Genomic DNA, 15,084 nt, shown 5'->3' with positions numbered 1-15,084 from the left:
GATGCTGCATCTGACCCGGCGCACCAAGATCCAGCTGGCCATTTTCACGGTGATCAGCCTGAGCGCAGCCTCGCTCATGTTCTTCGACTACATGCAGATACCGACGGTATTCTTCGGGGTCGACCGCTACACGGTCACGGTGGAGCTACCTCAAGCCGGCGGCCTTTACCCAGGCGGCAACGTCACCTACCGAGGCGTCGAGGTGGGTCGCGTGCAAGCGGTAAAGCTGACTGCGACCGGCGCCGAGGCCGTGCTTCAGCTCAATTCTGATGTCCACATTCCTGCCAACCTGAATGCGCAGGTCCACAGTGTCTCGGCGGTCGGCGAGCAATATGTCGAGCTGCTGCCACGTGGTGGGCAGGGGCCGTCACTGAAAAACGGTGACGTGATCCCGGTCGACCGTAGTTATGTTCCACCAGACATCAATTCACTCCTGGCGGCCACGAACCGTGGCCTTACCGTAATCCCGCGTGACAACCTCAAAACGGTTGTCGACGAGTCCTATACGGCCGTGGGCGGGCTCGGCCCGGAGCTTTCCCGGCTGGTCAGCGGAACGGCGAAGTTGGCGACCGACAGCCGTCAGAACCTCGACGCGCTAGTCAACCTGATCGATGGGTCAAAGCCGCTGCTGGACAGCCAGACCCAGTCAGCAGACTCGGTCCAAGCTTGGGCCGCACACCTGGCGACGATCACCTCCGAGCTGCGCGATAACGACTCCTCGGTCGCAGGTCTGCTACGAGAAGGCGGCCCGGCGGCCGCCGAGGCCCGGCAATTGTTCGACCGGCTGAGCCCCACGCTGCCGATCGTGCTGGCCAATCTGGTCAGTGTCGGGCAGGTAGGCGTCACCTACCGCGACAACCTCGAATCCTTATTGGTCGAGCTGCCCCAGGGGGTGGCCGAAATCCAAGCGACCGGGGTGGCCAACCGCAACACCAAGCAGGATTACAACGGCGCGTTCCTGAGCTTCAATCTGAACCTCAACTGGCCGCCCCCATGCACCACCGGATTCCTGCCCATCCAACAGCAGCGCGCTGCCAGCTACGAGGACTATCCGGACTCCCCTAACGGCGACATCTATTGCCGGGTACCGCAAGACTCGGTGCTCAACGTGCGCGGTGCCCACAACATGCCCTGCGAAACGCGCCCCGGCAAACGCGCGCCGACCGTCAAGATGTGCGAAAGCGACCAAACCTACGTTCCGCTTAACGACGGCTTCAACTGGAAGGGTGATCCGAACGCGACGTATTCCGGGCAGGACGTGCCCCAGTACAGACCGGGCGAGGAGCCGCCCGGACAGGTCCCCCCACCGTCGCCGCCGGGCCCGGCGCCACCGCCGATAGCGGCCGTCCAATACGATCCCGCCACGGGCATGTATATGGGGCCAGACGGCCGGATGTACACCCAGACCGACCTAGCTGTCGGCACCAAGAAAGGGCAAACATGGCAGAGCATGCTGATGCCACCCAAGAGAAACTGAGCGAGACGGACCTGGCGGGAACGTCCGCATCGGCCGGTCCCCCGGACGAGGGTTCATCGGAAGCGGTCACAGCTGATGAGACGACCGCTGAGGCGCCCGCTTCGGACAACCCGACAGTCGAGGCGCCGGACGACGAAGTCGAGGATTACGACGCCTCGGTTGATGACGCTGCCGAACCGGATGCCGAAGACCCTGTGCCGGCCAAGAAACTACGCTCGCCTGCGCTGTTGGCGACAGTGTTCGGGTTGGTCACAGTTGTCGGCCTGGCGGCGCTCGGGGGCTGGTTCGGGTATCAGACGTACCAGTCACACCAGGCCCAACAACAGCGCGAACTGATGGTTCGCATCGGCAGGCAAGGCGCGCTGAACCTGACGACAATCGACTGGCAGCACGCCGATGCCGACGTCCAACGCATCCTGGACTCAGCGACGGGCACTTTCTACGACGACTTTTCTCATCGATCCAAACCCTTCATCGACGTCGTCAAGAAAGCGCAGTCGAAATCGGTCGGGACAATTACCGAGGCGGGCCTGGAGTCGCAATCGGGGAACGAAGCCCAAGTGCTAGTCGCTGTGTCGGTAAAGACCTCGAATCTCGGTGCAGCCGAACAGGACCCGCGGCATTGGCGGATGCGCGTCATCGTACAGAAGGTCGGAAACGACATGAAAGTCTCCAACGTCGCATTCGTACCGTGACGGGGCCGCGCCCTGGCCAGCGCCGACGATCAAGACCACGAACCAGATAAGGAACCATCGCAGTGCGGGTTATATCCGATTCCGCCGTAGAGCGGGACGAAACACAGGTCGATGAGCAGGCCACTCAGCAAATCGATACTGAGACCGACGAAACCGACGAGACCGGGGACGGCACGGACACGGTCAGTACCGAAGACGTTGCCGAATCGGAGGACGAATCCGCCGACGATCCCGAAACGGAAGATTCCAGAGACGTTGAACCCCGGCCGCGTAAGCGCCGGATCGGATGGTCGCGGCTGCTGGTCTTCGGGGTGCTGCCTATATCAGCTTTGCTGATCGCTGTGGCCACGGGCTTTCTCAAGTGGCAAGCCGCTTCGAACCTTCTGTCCAGGGCGGCCGAAATCGAGTCAGTCGCCGCCGCCAAGGATTCCAGCGTTGCGATACTGTCCTACCGACCCGACACCGTCGAAAAGGACCTAGGCGCCGCCCGCGATCGGCTGACCGGCAAGTTCAAGGACTCCTACACACAGTTAGTCCAGGATGTGGTGATACCAGGCGCGAAGAAAGACCACATCTCGGCGGTCGCTACCGTTCCCGCCGCCGCCTCGGTGTCGGCGAACCCAAACCACGCGGTCGCGCTGGTGTATGTCGACCAGACTGTGTCCGTTGGCAACGATGCGCCCACCGATACCGCATCCACCGTCCGGGTGACCATGGACAAGGTCGGCAACCGTTGGCTTATCTCGGCATTCGACCCAGTTTGAGGCCAAGATGGCACAGGCAGATATCTCCTGAGGGTCTGGCTGGGTGATAAACCGTGACATGGCTCCCGGATGACGCAGCACAACAGTGGTTTTAATCTGGGAGCGGACGCACGTGCGGTGCGTCGGTCCAGCCTCCGATGTGTGCACACCCTACGAATTTGCATGAATAGCTTTGCCTTTGGGGTTCGCTAGCTTTCCGCGGTCGGAAGGGTTCGTCGAGAACTGCGGTGCCGCCGGGTGCGGCCGCCGGCCGCGTGCTTAGCTTGGCTACATGATCTCGACGCTCGAAGACGTGCTGAGTCTGTTGGACCTGCAGCAGATCGATGACGCAGCGTTCGTGGGCACTCAACCCGACACCCCCAACCACCACATCATCGGAAGCCAGGTCGCCGCTCAGGCGTTGATGGCGGCCGGGCGGACGACACCCGGGCGACTGGCGCACAGCATGCACATGTACTTTCTGCGGCGTGGTGACGCAAGGCAGCCGATCCAGTATGACGTGACCCCGCTACGTGACGGCGGCACCATCTCCTCGCGTCGGGTGACCGCGAGCCAGTCGGGAGTCGTCCTCTTCGAGGCGCTCGCCTCATTCACAATCATCGCCGACGACGTCGACTGGCAACAAAGAATGCCTGACGTGGCGGGGCCGTCCGCGGTCCACGGACTCGAGGATCTCTTGACGCCCTACGCCGAGGAATTCGGTGACTGGTGGCCGCAGCAACGTCCATTCACCATGCGGTACCTCGACGCGCCGCCTCGGGTCGCCCTTGATCTCTCCGACCCGCCGCCGCCGCGGCTTCGGATCTGGCTTCGTGCGAACGGCGAGGTCACCGACGATCCGTTGGTCAACAGTTGTGTGGTGGCCTATCTCAGCGCGCTCACACTGCTCGAGTGCGTGATGACGACGATGCGCACCACACCGGTGGGGCCTCGGCTCTCGGCGCTAGTCGACCACACCATCTGGTTTCACCGCGCTGCCGATTTTACTGACTGGCTGCTCTTCGACCAGTTCTCGCCGAGCATTGTGGGCCGCCGCGGTTTGGCCACCGGGACCCTGTACAACCGGTCGGGCGAATTGGTGTGCATCGCAACCCAGGAGGGTTACTTCGCTGAGCAGCGACAGTGAAGCGGATCAATGGCGTTGGCAGCGCCGCGATTACGTGATCACGCCGGCGATCTTTAGTTCAATAAGGCGGTCGTCATCGATGCCCAGTTCGCGCAGTACTGCGTCGGTGTGCTCCGCGAATTGCGGTGCTCTGGTTAGGCTGGCTGGATCGTCGTCGAACTGCGCCGGGCTGGCGACCAACTTCTGCGGATGACCTTCGGCATCGACGATTTCGGCGATGCGACCGTTGGCAGTCAGTGCTTCGTCATTGGCTATTTCCCAGGCATCCTGCACCGGGGCCCACTGCCCTCTGCCCTTGCGTAATAACGCTTGGCATGCAGCGAAACTCAACCTGCCGATCGCGTCCGCAACGATTTGTTGAGCAGTTTCGCTGTGCTCGGCCATCGCGTCGAGCGTTGTGAACCGCGGATCTTCAGCGACCTCGTGCAGACCCATCAGCCGGCAGAACTCCGGCCAGTACCGCGTCGGCTGCAACATTGACAACTGGACGAACCTTCCGTCCGAAGTCCGATAAGCGCCGGTGAGCGGGTTGCCCGGGGCCTGGGTTCGGCGTTCTACCTTCGGCAGCGGGCCGCCCATCAGCATCGCCATGTTCACGTTGAACTGGGTTGTCCAAGCGCCGACCGCCAAGAGCGAGACGTCGAGCACGGACGGTTCCCCGGTGGCCTGTCTGCCGTAGAGTGCCGCCGCCACGGCGCCGGCGATGGTGATGCCGCCGATGTTGTCCCCGTAAGCCCCGGCGGGCATGAACGCACTGTGTGCGGCATCGGGCGACGTGAGGCCGTCCGCGCTGCCACCACGGGCCCAGAACGCCGTCGCGTCATAGGCCCCCGCATCCCGGTCGGGCCCTTTCAGTCCGAAGCCGCTGCCGACGACATAGATTATGGCGGGGTTGATTCGGCGGACGTCGTCGACGTCGATGGACAGCTTCTTCCGCGTCGACGGCAGGTAGTTCGTCAGGAACACGTCGCTTCGCCGAATCAGTTCGTCGAGCAGGGGACGCGCCTCGGAATTGTCCAGGGCCAGGCCGACACTGCGCTTTCCGCGGTTGGGGGCTTCCATGATCGGCGCGAACGACGATCCGGGTACAGTTGCCGCGGCTCCCAACACTTTGACCAAGCCGCGCTGGGCATCGCCGGTGACAGGATGCTCGATCTTCACCACGTCGGCGCCCCAGTCGGCGAGCACAGCGCCTGCCGAGGGAACGAAGGTGAACTGGGCGACCTCCAGCACGCGAACTCCGGTGAGCGGTTTACGCATCAGATGTCCTTCAAGTGAGGGTGGGCACGGTGCCCACTCAGTGCATGATGTCTCGGACCTTCGTCTTCTCGTGGCCCTTGAGTAGCTCAGCGCTGGCGTTCTCCATGTGTCGCCGCCAATGCGCCTCGGCCTCGGCGCCGTCCCGGGCGGCCACCAAGTCGGCGAGTCGGGTGTAGGACCGCATCAGCTTGGTGTACTGAGCCTTGGGCACGACGTTCTGAACGCTGAGAAATGCTGCGGTCATGTGCCTTTCGAAGATTTCGTGCAGCATGCCGACGATCACGGTCAGTGTCGCGTTGCCCGACAGTTCGACTAGCCGGCGGTGCAATGCGGTGGACGCCGCGCCCAGCTTGCCGGTCTCCCATGCAGCGGGGATCTCCTCGATGAGTTCGCGTAACTCGCGGTGGGCCGCAGCGGTGCCATCCTCTGCGAGCAGCCGGGCCGCATACGGTTCAATGCCCATCCGTGCCGTCATCACGTCCGCGAGCGTCGTTCCCGCCATCTCGAGCAGGAAGCCCGCCGGCCGCGCGACGATCTCGGGGCCCGGGACGCGAACCCGGGCGCCGGTGCGTGAGCCGCGCCGCACCTCCACGAGGCGGTCGGACTCCAAGACTCGCACCGCTTCTCGCAGTGACGGCCGGCTGACCTGAAAGTGATCCATGAGTTCGGCTTCGTAGGGAAGGAAGTCGCCGTCTTTGAGCTGTCCCTCGACGATCATCCGCCGCAACGTGTCCGCCACGATCTCGGCCGTCTTCGGCGACCGCACCGCACCGTTATTCTGTGACGTGGCCATCGGCGCGAGCGGTTCCCGCTTGGGCATCGCGACCTCCTGAACTCGACATGTAGTACTCAGTACACCATGTAAGGCACCCATCTGGTGCATCCGTAGCTGGCGTCAATGTAGTTGCGAAAGAACGCGCGTCGCGGCCGCACCATAGCCGGAGCGTCGTCGACGTCCGACCAGGAAGCTTGGCGGTGAGGCAAATGCCGTGTCGGGCACTCGTTTGCGAGTCGCCAGCATCTCGCGTGCCTGTGTGTCGTCGCCACAGATCGCGATCGACCACAGCATATCGTCAGTGACGTGGTCGGCGATCGTTTCCGGATGGCCGCTGCGGAAGGCCGATCGGATCCGGGCGACCTGGTCTGTCCAGCCGTGCAGTTCGACGAGTGAGTCGTAGGTCTTCACGGTGAAGTAGAAGGCGATCTGCAGCCGCGCGTCCCGGACAGCCCGGGCCGGGTCGTCGTTGTCGATCGCGGTGATCAGCCACCCCCAACGTCGTAGCTCGGCCGGGTCGCGTCCGCTTGCTTCCGCGCCGCGGACCAGTTCGGGCTCCACGACTTCGGTCCACCACCGATCGGTGAACAGGCCGTGCCCCAGTACGCCATCGGCGATGCGACCTACCGTCCGCAACATGATCTTGTTGAACGCTCCGATCAGGATGGGAACGTCTAACCGGCCGAGCACCGGTGCACGGATGTCGGCGTCAATCGTGTAGAACCGGCCCTCGTAACGGACGCGTTCGCCGTTCTCGGCGTTCAGGAACGCCCGGATCGCCTCGATCAGTTCGGCCATCCGGGGGGCGGGGTGGGCGGCGTCGACACCAAACCAGTCCTTATTCATCCGTGAGGTCCCCGACCCAAGTCCCAGAAAGACCCTGCCCGGGGCGAGTGTCCAGAGATGTCGGACCGCCGCGGCGTGCACGAACGGGGTCCGGGCGAATGCGTATGCGATTCCCGGGCCGATGTACGCCCGCGAGGTACCGAGAGCCATCTCGGTCGCGGTGATGTATGCGTTGAGATCGGCGAACTCGCCGGCGCAAAACGCCTGCGCGCCGGCGGTCTCCGCCTGCGCTGCCAGCGCGGGCCCCGGCCACGGCAGACCCCAGTCCATGCGTCCTCGCATCCGTCGGCACTACGTCACTAACCTAGTTAGATACGTAATTGTACTTCCTGCCCGGTGGCTACGCCATCGCCCCTGCATCGATCGTTTTCGACAAAAGTGTCAAAAAAGAGTAGCCTCGCGATAGTCCTGCTGCTAGGCGTCGTGCGTGGAAAGGACATTCCGATAATGCAAACATTGCCGAGCATGCTGCCCACCGGGTGGTTTCAGGTCGCCTGGAGCGCTGACCTTGCCGTCGCCGAGGTGATCCCGATGCACTACTTCGGCCGGGATCTGGTCGCCTTCCGGCAGCTGGATGGGGTGGTGAAGGTGCTGGACGCGCACTGCCAGCATCTTGGCGCGAGCCTGGCCCACGGCGGCTGCGTAGTCGAAGAAGGCATCCAGTGCCCTTTTCACGGCTGGGTGTGGAACGGCGCGGGACGCAACGTCCACATTCCCTACCAGGATCGGCCCAATAAGGGCCGCCGAGTACGTAGCTACCCGGTCGCCGAGCTCAACGATTCGATCTTGATCTGGCATGACAGCGCGGGCAGAGATCCATTGTGGGCGGCACCCGACGCGTTCGCGGTGCTTGGCGAACACGTCCGCTCGCAACGATTCCACCCATTGACAGCCGATTGCCGGACGCGGCATGAGCGGGTAAAGGTGCATCCCCAGGTGATCGCCGAGAACGCCGTCGATCCTCACCACTTCCAATTCGTCCATCGCACCCCGATCAGTCCCGTGGTACTGCGTGAAAGCACCGACAGCTCGACCTGGTCGGCCAAGGTCGGCTTTGGCCGGAGGTGGAGCGACGGCCTGGACCGCACCGGCGACACGATGAACACGATCGAAATCTATTGGTCAGGAATCGGGCTCAGCTACAACGGCGAACACGTCCGCGACGGAATCCGAGTCATCTCCATCTGCGCGACACCGGTGGACGACACCAGATCCGACATCTTCGCCGGCTACTGGATCAGCGAGGAAACGTCAGAAGGCCCGGATGATTTCGAGGCGCGCCTGGCCGCAGCGAAACTCGCCCTGCCCGACGACATCCGGATCTGGGAGCACCAGAAGTACCTCGAACCGCCGGGTCTGGCGACCTCGGAGGCGGCAGGCTTTCGCGCGCTGCGCCGGTGGGCGAGCGGGTTTTATCCCGAACCGGAGGCTGCCGCCGAGCCGGTCGCGCATGGTGTCTGAGGGCTCGCCCCCGCGGGTAACACGCAAGTCCGACCGCACCCGAGAGTCAATCCTGGACGCTGCGCGGACCGCGTTTGCGCGCAAGGGTTTCTCGGGCGTCACCATCAAGGACATCACTGACCTCGCGCCGGTCACCCGGGCGAGCTTCTACTATTACTTCTCCGACAAGACCGAGCTTTTCATCGAGCTCGGCACCGACACCTACCGCGAAGCGCTGGCGGTTGTCGAGGGTTTCATGGAGCAGGGGAGCCCGCCCAGCCGGGAGGACGTCGAGGCCTGGGTTGCCGGCTACTTCGACTACCTCGACCGCAACGGTGCGTTCGTCATCCGCTCCACGGAGGACATGCCTCCCGATCGCAAATTCCGCGCGGCGGTCGCCCGCTCGCACCGTCGAACCGCCGCCGCGCTCGGTGAGGGCATCGCAAAGATGGCGCCGACACCGCCCGACCTCGACCCCGTGGCTACCGGGCTGGTGATAATGGCGATGCTCGAACGCTCATGGCTGATGGTTCGCCACAACGAGGTCCCGTCGACGACACGCCAAGCGGTGATCATGGCGGCCACCGAGATGCTGTGGCGAACGGTCAACGGTCAGACCTGACCGATGTCCATTCGCCGATAAGCTTATCGATCGTGGTCAGCCGACCCAGCACGGCAATAGTGTTGTCCAGCACCTGTTCTGCATAGTCCTTGGGGGTGCCGCCGACGGCGTCGCGCGGGACGACGAGTTCGAAACCGGCCTGCGTAACATGCCCGGCAGTGTGGGTGATCGCCAGGTTCAGCGAAACGCCGGCAAGGACGATGGTGCTCACGCCGAAGCCTTTGAGCACGGGCAGTAGTTCGGAATCGAGCGTTGGGAAAAGGCCGTGGTGGCGCGGTAACACCAGATCGGTGGGTGCCAGTAGCTCGGGAAGCACTGTAGTGGAGGCGGTTCCGGGTGCCCAGTGAGCGGTTGCGGGGCCCAGGGCCCGCCAGATGCGCGCCGTCCCGGTCGGCCGGCCCCCGAGGTTGCCCTCATAGGTCGCGTGCACCACCCGCGCGCCGAACTGGCGGGCGGAATCGAGAAGTCGGCGCACACTGGAGACGAGTTCAGAGCTGTCGGCGGCCAAAGCGGGCAAGACGGACTCGGGGCCCAGCACACCGTTCTGACATTCCACACAGACAACGGCCGTAGTCTCGGGGTCCCATGGTGTCGGAGCCATCCCTGCACCCTAGTCCATTTTTTTGACACCTGTGACGAAAAATTCGGTAGATCCCTTACAAAATATCGCGTTTCGCCTTCTTTACCTCGGAAGACTCTAAGGTGAAATCGTGGAGATCCGCGATCACATCTCATCCGGTAAACCTGCCCTGGTCCTCGCTCGGACTGGCACGGTGATCGACTTTGCCGAGCTGGAGAAGCGTGCCAATCGTCTGGCTCACTTCTGGTATGCCGCCGGACTTCGCGAGGGCGACACGGTTGCGGCATTACTCGAGAACAATGAACACGTCCATGCCGTGATGTGGGCGGCGCGCCGAAGCGGTCTGTACTACGCGTTGATCAACACTCACCTGACAGCCGCCGAGGCCGCCTACATCGTCGACAACAGTTCAGCAAAGGCGCTGATCGGGTCACGCGCGACTCGCGACATCTGCGAAGGCCTTGCCGAGCATTCCCCCGGCGGGTTACCTGAGCTGCTGCTGATCGCCGACGACGATCTAGACGGATGGTACCGCTACCCGGAATGCGTTGCCGACCAACCCGAGACGCCGATCCCCGACGAAAGCGAAGGCGATCTGCTGCAGTACTCGTCGGGAACCACTGGCAGACCCAAGGGGATCCGCCGTGAGCTTCCGCATCTACCACCAAGCGAAGCACCCAGCATCCTGATGCCGTTGATGAATGCCGTCGGAATCACCAGCGAGTCGGTGTATCTGAGCCCGGCGCCGCTGTACCACACCGCGCCGTCGTTCTGGTCGATGGTGGTGCAGTCGCTGGGCGGCACCACCGTCGTGATGGAGAAGTTCGACCCGGAACACGCGCTCGAGTGCATCCAGCGCTACGGCATCACTCATGGCCAATTCGTCCCGGCGATGTTCGTGCGGATGCTCAAACTGCCCGAAGCGGTGCGCATATCCTACGACGTTTCCAGCCTGCAGCGGGTGGTGCATGCGGCCGCGCCATGCCCGGTGGACATCAAGAAACAGATGATCGCGTGGTGGGGGCCGATCATCGACGAGTACTACGCCGCTTCGGAGGCGGTGGGAGCCTCGTTCATCCGCGCCGAGGACTGGCTTACCCACCCCGGCTCGGTCGGCCGACCCTTGGTTGGGGTCCCACACATCCTCGACGAGAGCGGCCATGAGCTACCGCCCGGTGTGCCCGGCGAGATCTATTATGAGGGAGGGCATTCGTTCCAGTACCTCAAAGACGATGCGAAGACGGCGGCGGCCCACGACGCGCACGGCTGGGTGACCGTCGGTGACATCGGCTATCTCGACGTGGATGGCTACCTCTATCTCACTGATCGCCGTCATCACATGATCATTTCGGGTGGCGTGAACATCTACCCGCAAGAAGCCGAAGACCTCCTGATCACCCATCCCAAGGTGCTCGACGCCGCAGTCTTCGGTATTCCGGATGACGAGATGGGTCAGGCTGTCAAAGGCGTGGTGCAGACGGTAGATCCGGCTGACGCCAACGACGGCTTCGCGGCGGAGTTATTGGAGTGGCTGCGAAACCGGTTGGCGCACTACAAGTGTCCGCGGTCTCTCTCGTTCGAGGCGCAGCTGCCCCGGACCGATGCCGGTAAGTTGTACAAGCAGCAGCTCGTCGGCAAATATTCGGCGAAGGGATAGGTGATCAGCCCAGTTTCAGAGGCACGCGCTCAAGTGAAAAGGTGCTCGCGGGGAACACAATCTGCGGTTCCTCACCGACTTTCACCGAAAACTCGGGAATGCGCCGGAGCCATTCGCCCACGATCAACTTCAGCTCGAGGCGGGCCAGGTGCGACCCCAGGCAGCGGTGTGGCCCGCCACCGAAGCCCCAGTGCCGGTGCACCTTTCCATCCATCACCACGTCATTGGTCGAGATCTCGTCGCTGTCGTCGCGATTGATGGCAGCGACACACAACCGCACCATGGTGTCGGCGGGCAGCGTGACGTCCCCGATGGTGACCTCGGTGGTGGTCACGCGGGGCAGCATCGGCGCCGGCGGCTCCAGCCGGACGATCTCCTCGACGAACACATCGATCTGGTCGGGATCGTCGTGGAGGGTGGCCCTCAGCTCCGGGTTGCGGGCGAGCTCCAGCAGTGCGGAACTCATCGCCGCGGTGACGGTGTCCAGCCCGGCCAGGACGAAAAGGAAGCTCAGGCCCATGATTTCGGCGTCGTCGAGTGGCTCCTCGCCATTGAGCAACTGCGACAGGATGTCCGGCCCGGGGTCGGCGCGCCGTGCGTTGATCGCCTCGGTGAGGTATGCGACCAATTCGAGTGCCGGCGTCAGGTCGGCATCCTCGAGTGACGGCGCTTCCGAGATCGCGATGACCGAGGTTTTCCACGCGACGAGCTTGTCGCGATCCTCCAGCGGAAGCCCGAACAAGGTCAGGAATACCTGTGAGGGATAGGGGATCGCCACGTCGGCCACGACTTCGCACTCGCCTTGTGCGGCTACCCGTTCGATGATCTCGATCGCCTGCTGCTGCAGCGAGGGCAGCATCTCTTTCAAGGTGTGTGGACTGAAGAAGGGCTGCAGGATCTTACGGAACCGGGTGTGTTCCGGCGGATCGAACGAGATGGGCACCAACGGCAGCGGGCTGCCGAGCACGTCAAAAGCCTTCTTCGAGGAGAACAATTCGGGATCGCGCAGCGCGGCCAGCACGTCCTCGCGGTGGGTCAGATAGAAGATTCCGTCGACGGACACCACCCGCCCTGCGTCACGCAGGACCTTCCACCCCACCCCGCGGTCTGCCGCCATCGGCAGGCTGGCGAAGGAAAGTTCGGGTGCGCCAAGGGTTTCCACGTATGCTCCTAAAGGTTAGAATGCCGACCGGTGCAAGCCACCGTCGACTTCGATCCAACTACCGGTGAGGTAGCCGGCAGGTTCTGAGCAAAGATAGGCGATGAGCGAGGCAATCTCGCTCGGTTTGCCCATTCGCGCTGCCGGCACCCGAGCTTCGCGCAGCATGAACTCGCGTCGCTCCTGATCGGTGCTCGCGCCGAGGTGCTGCTCCAGGTAGGCCAGTGCGTTCTCAGTCTCGATCCAGCCGGGCGCGACGGTGTTGACCGTGATGCCGAACTGGGCGTACTCGTCGGAGACCGTCTTGAGCAGGCCGATCGTCGACGGCCGACTGGTGTTGGCCACCGCGTGGTGGATGTTGCCCGCCGGCTCCTTGGCGGTGGCGGAGCCGATGTGCACGAATCGGCCCCAGCCGGCGTCCTGCATGGCAGGCAGGACCGCGTGCAGCAGGAGGATCTGGCTCATCGTGTGCAGTTCGAAGGACTCACGGTAGACGTTCACATCGGTGATATCGGCGAAATCGCCGGGCCGCTGGTACTTGGCCTGCCCGACAACGATCAGCGGTGCCCCGTGCCGGGCCGCAATCTCGCGGACGGCGTCGGTGAGCTGCCCGTCGTCGGCCACGTCGGCAGTGACACCGATGGCAGTGCCCCCTTCAGTGCGGATCGCCTCGACCGCGGCGTCGACATCGGTCTTAGTCCGCGCCAGTATCGCAACCCGCGCACCTTCTGCGGCAAGCAGTTTGGCGACCTCGAAGCCGATTCCCTTGCTGCCGCCGACGACCAGCGCCGATCGGCCGTCGATTCCGTAATGCATCCGGCGCGCCGACTAGCCTCGCCGCACGTCCATGCCGGCGTCCACCTTGAGCATGCTTCCGGTGAACGAACGGCCCGCGTCGCTGATCAAAAAGAGGATCGTGTTGCTGACGTCGCGTGGCTCGATCAGCGGCAAGTCCGGCAGCGCGGTCTGGACTGCATTGACCATGCGGGGGTTGTCCTCGATCACTTTGAACAGCGCCGGGTTGTCAGTGATCATCGGGGTCGCGCAATTCGTCGGCGCCACCGCATTGACGCGAATACGGTCGGGGGCAAGCATGGCTGCGTACGCGCGGACCAGGCCGACGACGGCGACCTTGGACATCAGGTAGGCGTCGCTGCCGCCGCGGCCGTCGGTGAGATCCAGTAGGGCGATCATCGAACTCGTCGCGATCAGATTGCCACCCTCGCCACGTTCCTTCATGTGGGGGATCGCTACCTGGAAGGCGTTCCACACCCCGATGAGCATGATGTCGAGCCCTAGCCTCAGCGCCTCTGAGGCGTCGCGCTCATCGGCGTTGGTGAGCACGACCCCGGCATTCGCGAGCACCGTGTCGACGTGGCCGAACTCGGTGACGCCCGCGTCGAACGCCTCCTGCAGGGCAGCCTTGTCGCGGACGTCCGCCTTGCGGGTCAGCATCTTCCTGCCGGTCTTTTCCACCAGGCGGGCCGTCTCCTCGAGATCGTCTTCGGTGCCAAGTGCATAGGGCACGATGTCGAGGTTCTCGCAGATGTCGACGCCGATGATGTCGGCACCTTGCTCGGCGCACATCACCGCGTGCGAACGGCCTTGCCCGCGAGCGGCTCCGGTGATGAAGACAACTCTGCCGTCCAGTGAACCCATATCTTTAAGCCTCCAGTAGCTCTCGCTATCGGCCGCGCTCTGCGGGATGGTGAGGGCGCGACGCAGTGACGTGCGCCACGTTACGCCGCGGAATTGGAATCATACAACTATTTGGCTAATTTGGTGGACGACGGAACACTCCGAGCTTTGGAAGGGATATCACATGTCCGACAGCCCCAATGGCGGTCCGCGCCCACCCGACGGTGACTGGTTGGGGAGCCCCTACCTGAGGTTCGAACGTGAAGGTGCGTTTGCGATCTGCACCTTGGACCGCCCCGAGGCGCGGAATGCGATGACGCCCGCGATGTACTTCGGGATCCGTTACGCGGTGAGTCGCGTCAATGCCGACCCCGACCTCGCGGGCCTGCTCATCACCGGCACCGGCGACGTCTTCGCGCCGGGAGGTGACCTGGGTCAGAAAGCAGCAGACAACTGGATGGACTTCGCGTCCACCATGGGAACCGACGTCACGCCGTTCGACACGCTGCGGCAGTCGGCCAAGCCGGTCGTGTCCGCGGTCAACGGCATCTGTCAGGGTGGTGGCCTGCAGATCGCGATGTGCAGTGACCTCGCCGTGGTGAGTGATCGGGCCGTCTTCCGGGTGCCCGAATTGTTCCGTGGCATCGCCGACACGTACTACAGCCAGGTGCTGGCCCGGCTCATCGGACCGGTCCGGACCAAGGACCTGATGTTCACCGGACGGACGCTGAACGCGCAGGAGGCGCTCGACTGGGGCATGGTGAGCAGGGTGGTCCCGCACGACGACCTGATGAGCGTCGCCAAGGAGTTGCTCGCGCAGTGTTGCCGGACCGCTCCGGGAGCGCGCGGGTTGGTCAAGGCGAGCCTGGACAACTACCTCGGGCTGTACGACCGGATCGGCATGACGACCAGTCTGTTCGGTCCCGAGGCGACCGAGGGCTTTCGGGCGTTCAAGCAGAAGGACTCGCCGGACTGGGTGCACCCGGAACTCCGGGTCCAGGGCCGGTTGTAGCCCGTCGCTGCGGGCCGACGCGAGGTCGGCCCG

The 15,084-nt window shown here is 63.8% G+C and carries 15 protein-coding genes; 8 read left to right on the top strand and 7 right to left on the bottom strand.

Annotated features, from left to right (window positions below):
- Window position 1 precedes the first annotated feature (1 nt).
- The 4 genes from QGN30_RS19220 to QGN30_RS19205 all read left to right on the top strand — a co-directional run bounded on the left by QGN30_RS19220 (window position 2) and on the right by QGN30_RS19205 (window position 4,062).
- Entirely contained in the window at window positions 2–1,477 is a 1,476-nt protein-coding gene (locus QGN30_RS19220; protein WP_009953720.1) for an MCE family protein, read from the top strand.
- A complete protein-coding gene (locus QGN30_RS19215; RefSeq protein WP_009953721.1) occupies window positions 1,441–2,172 on the top strand; it encodes a hypothetical protein in 732 nt (243 codons plus the stop codon). Before QGN30_RS19220 ends, QGN30_RS19215 begins: the two co-directional genes overlap by 37 nt.
- A gap of 62 nt (window positions 2,173–2,234) precedes the next feature.
- A complete protein-coding gene (locus tag QGN30_RS19210; RefSeq protein ID WP_009953722.1) occupies window positions 2,235–2,936 on the top strand; it encodes a hypothetical protein in 702 nt (233 codons plus the stop codon).
- A gap of 271 nt (window positions 2,937–3,207) precedes the next feature.
- Window positions 3,208–4,062, top strand: a complete 855-nt coding sequence (locus tag QGN30_RS19205) for an acyl-CoA thioesterase (RefSeq protein ID WP_009953723.1) — start codon at window positions 3,208–3,210, stop codon at window positions 4,060–4,062.
- Between the two features lie 30 nt (window positions 4,063–4,092).
- Here QGN30_RS19205 and QGN30_RS19200 read toward each other — a convergent pair whose 3' ends face one another.
- The 3 genes from QGN30_RS19200 to QGN30_RS19190 all read right to left on the bottom strand — a co-directional run bounded on the left by QGN30_RS19200 (window position 4,093) and on the right by QGN30_RS19190 (window position 7,213).
- Window positions 4,093–5,322, bottom strand: a complete 1,230-nt coding sequence (locus tag QGN30_RS19200; protein WP_014382027.1) for a CaiB/BaiF CoA transferase family protein — start codon at window positions 5,320–5,322, stop codon at window positions 4,093–4,095.
- A 37-nt stretch (window positions 5,323–5,359) separates the two neighbouring features.
- A complete protein-coding gene (locus QGN30_RS19195; protein WP_009953727.1) occupies window positions 5,360–6,142 on the bottom strand; it encodes a FadR/GntR family transcriptional regulator in 783 nt (260 codons plus the stop codon).
- Between the two features lie 75 nt (window positions 6,143–6,217).
- Window positions 6,218–7,213 (bottom strand): LLM class flavin-dependent oxidoreductase, encoded by a 996-nt coding sequence (locus tag QGN30_RS19190; RefSeq protein WP_248923669.1) that lies wholly within the window; start codon window positions 7,211–7,213, stop codon window positions 6,218–6,220.
- Window positions 7,214–7,390: 177 nt separating this feature from the next.
- Here QGN30_RS19190 and QGN30_RS19185 point away from each other — a divergent pair, with 177 nt between their 5' ends.
- On the top strand, window positions 7,391–8,404 hold the full coding sequence (locus tag QGN30_RS19185; protein ID WP_020188811.1) for a Rieske 2Fe-2S domain-containing protein: 1,014 nt from the start codon (window positions 7,391–7,393) through the stop codon (window positions 8,402–8,404).
- Window positions 8,394–9,005, top strand: coding sequence for a TetR/AcrR family transcriptional regulator (locus tag QGN30_RS19180; RefSeq protein ID WP_009953731.1), 612 nt, complete (start codon window positions 8,394–8,396; stop codon window positions 9,003–9,005). Before QGN30_RS19185 ends, QGN30_RS19180 begins: the two co-directional genes overlap by 11 nt.
- Here QGN30_RS19180 and QGN30_RS19175 read toward each other — a convergent pair.
- A complete protein-coding gene (locus QGN30_RS19175) occupies window positions 8,989–9,606 on the bottom strand; it encodes a cysteine hydrolase (RefSeq protein ID WP_020188810.1) in 618 nt (205 codons plus the stop codon). The two genes, QGN30_RS19180 and QGN30_RS19175, sit on opposite strands and share 17 nt — an antisense overlap.
- 109 nt (window positions 9,607–9,715) lie before the next feature.
- On the opposite strand from QGN30_RS19175, the gene fadD4 reads away from it, so the two are divergent.
- Complete coding sequence (fadD4, locus tag QGN30_RS19170; RefSeq protein ID WP_009953733.1) at window positions 9,716–11,242, top strand: fatty-acid--CoA ligase FadD4; 1,527 nt, start codon at window positions 9,716–9,718, stop codon at window positions 11,240–11,242.
- 4 nt (window positions 11,243–11,246) lie between these two features.
- Here fadD4 and QGN30_RS19165 read toward each other — a convergent pair whose 3' ends face one another.
- Genes QGN30_RS19165 through QGN30_RS19155 form a run of 3 tightly spaced genes read right to left on the bottom strand, consistent with a single transcriptional unit; the run spans window position 11,247 to window position 14,060 of the window.
- On the bottom strand, window positions 11,247–12,359 hold the full coding sequence (locus QGN30_RS19165; RefSeq protein WP_224112187.1) for a cytochrome P450: 1,113 nt from the start codon (window positions 12,357–12,359) through the stop codon (window positions 11,247–11,249).
- Window positions 12,360–12,419: 60 nt separating this feature from the next.
- Entirely contained in the window at window positions 12,420–13,217 is a 798-nt protein-coding gene (locus QGN30_RS19160) for an SDR family oxidoreductase (protein WP_009953736.1), read from the bottom strand.
- Between the two features lie 12 nt (window positions 13,218–13,229).
- Entirely contained in the window at window positions 13,230–14,060 is an 831-nt protein-coding gene (locus QGN30_RS19155; protein WP_014379513.1) for a mycofactocin-coupled SDR family oxidoreductase, read from the bottom strand.
- A 163-nt stretch (window positions 14,061–14,223) separates the two neighbouring features.
- Between QGN30_RS19155 and QGN30_RS19150 the strand changes: the two genes are divergently transcribed.
- A complete protein-coding gene (locus QGN30_RS19150) occupies window positions 14,224–15,051 on the top strand; it encodes an enoyl-CoA hydratase/isomerase family protein (RefSeq protein ID WP_248923592.1) in 828 nt (275 codons plus the stop codon).
- Window positions 15,052–15,084 lie beyond the last annotated feature (33 nt).

The sequence above is a fragment of the Mycobacterium sp. 3-98 genome (assembly GCF_035918355.1).
Classification (GTDB): Bacteria; Actinomycetota; Actinomycetes; order Mycobacteriales; family Mycobacteriaceae; genus Mycobacterium; species Mycobacterium intracellulare.
Note: the sequence above shows the minus strand (reverse complement) of the source record. Positions and strands in the feature narration are given on the sequence as shown.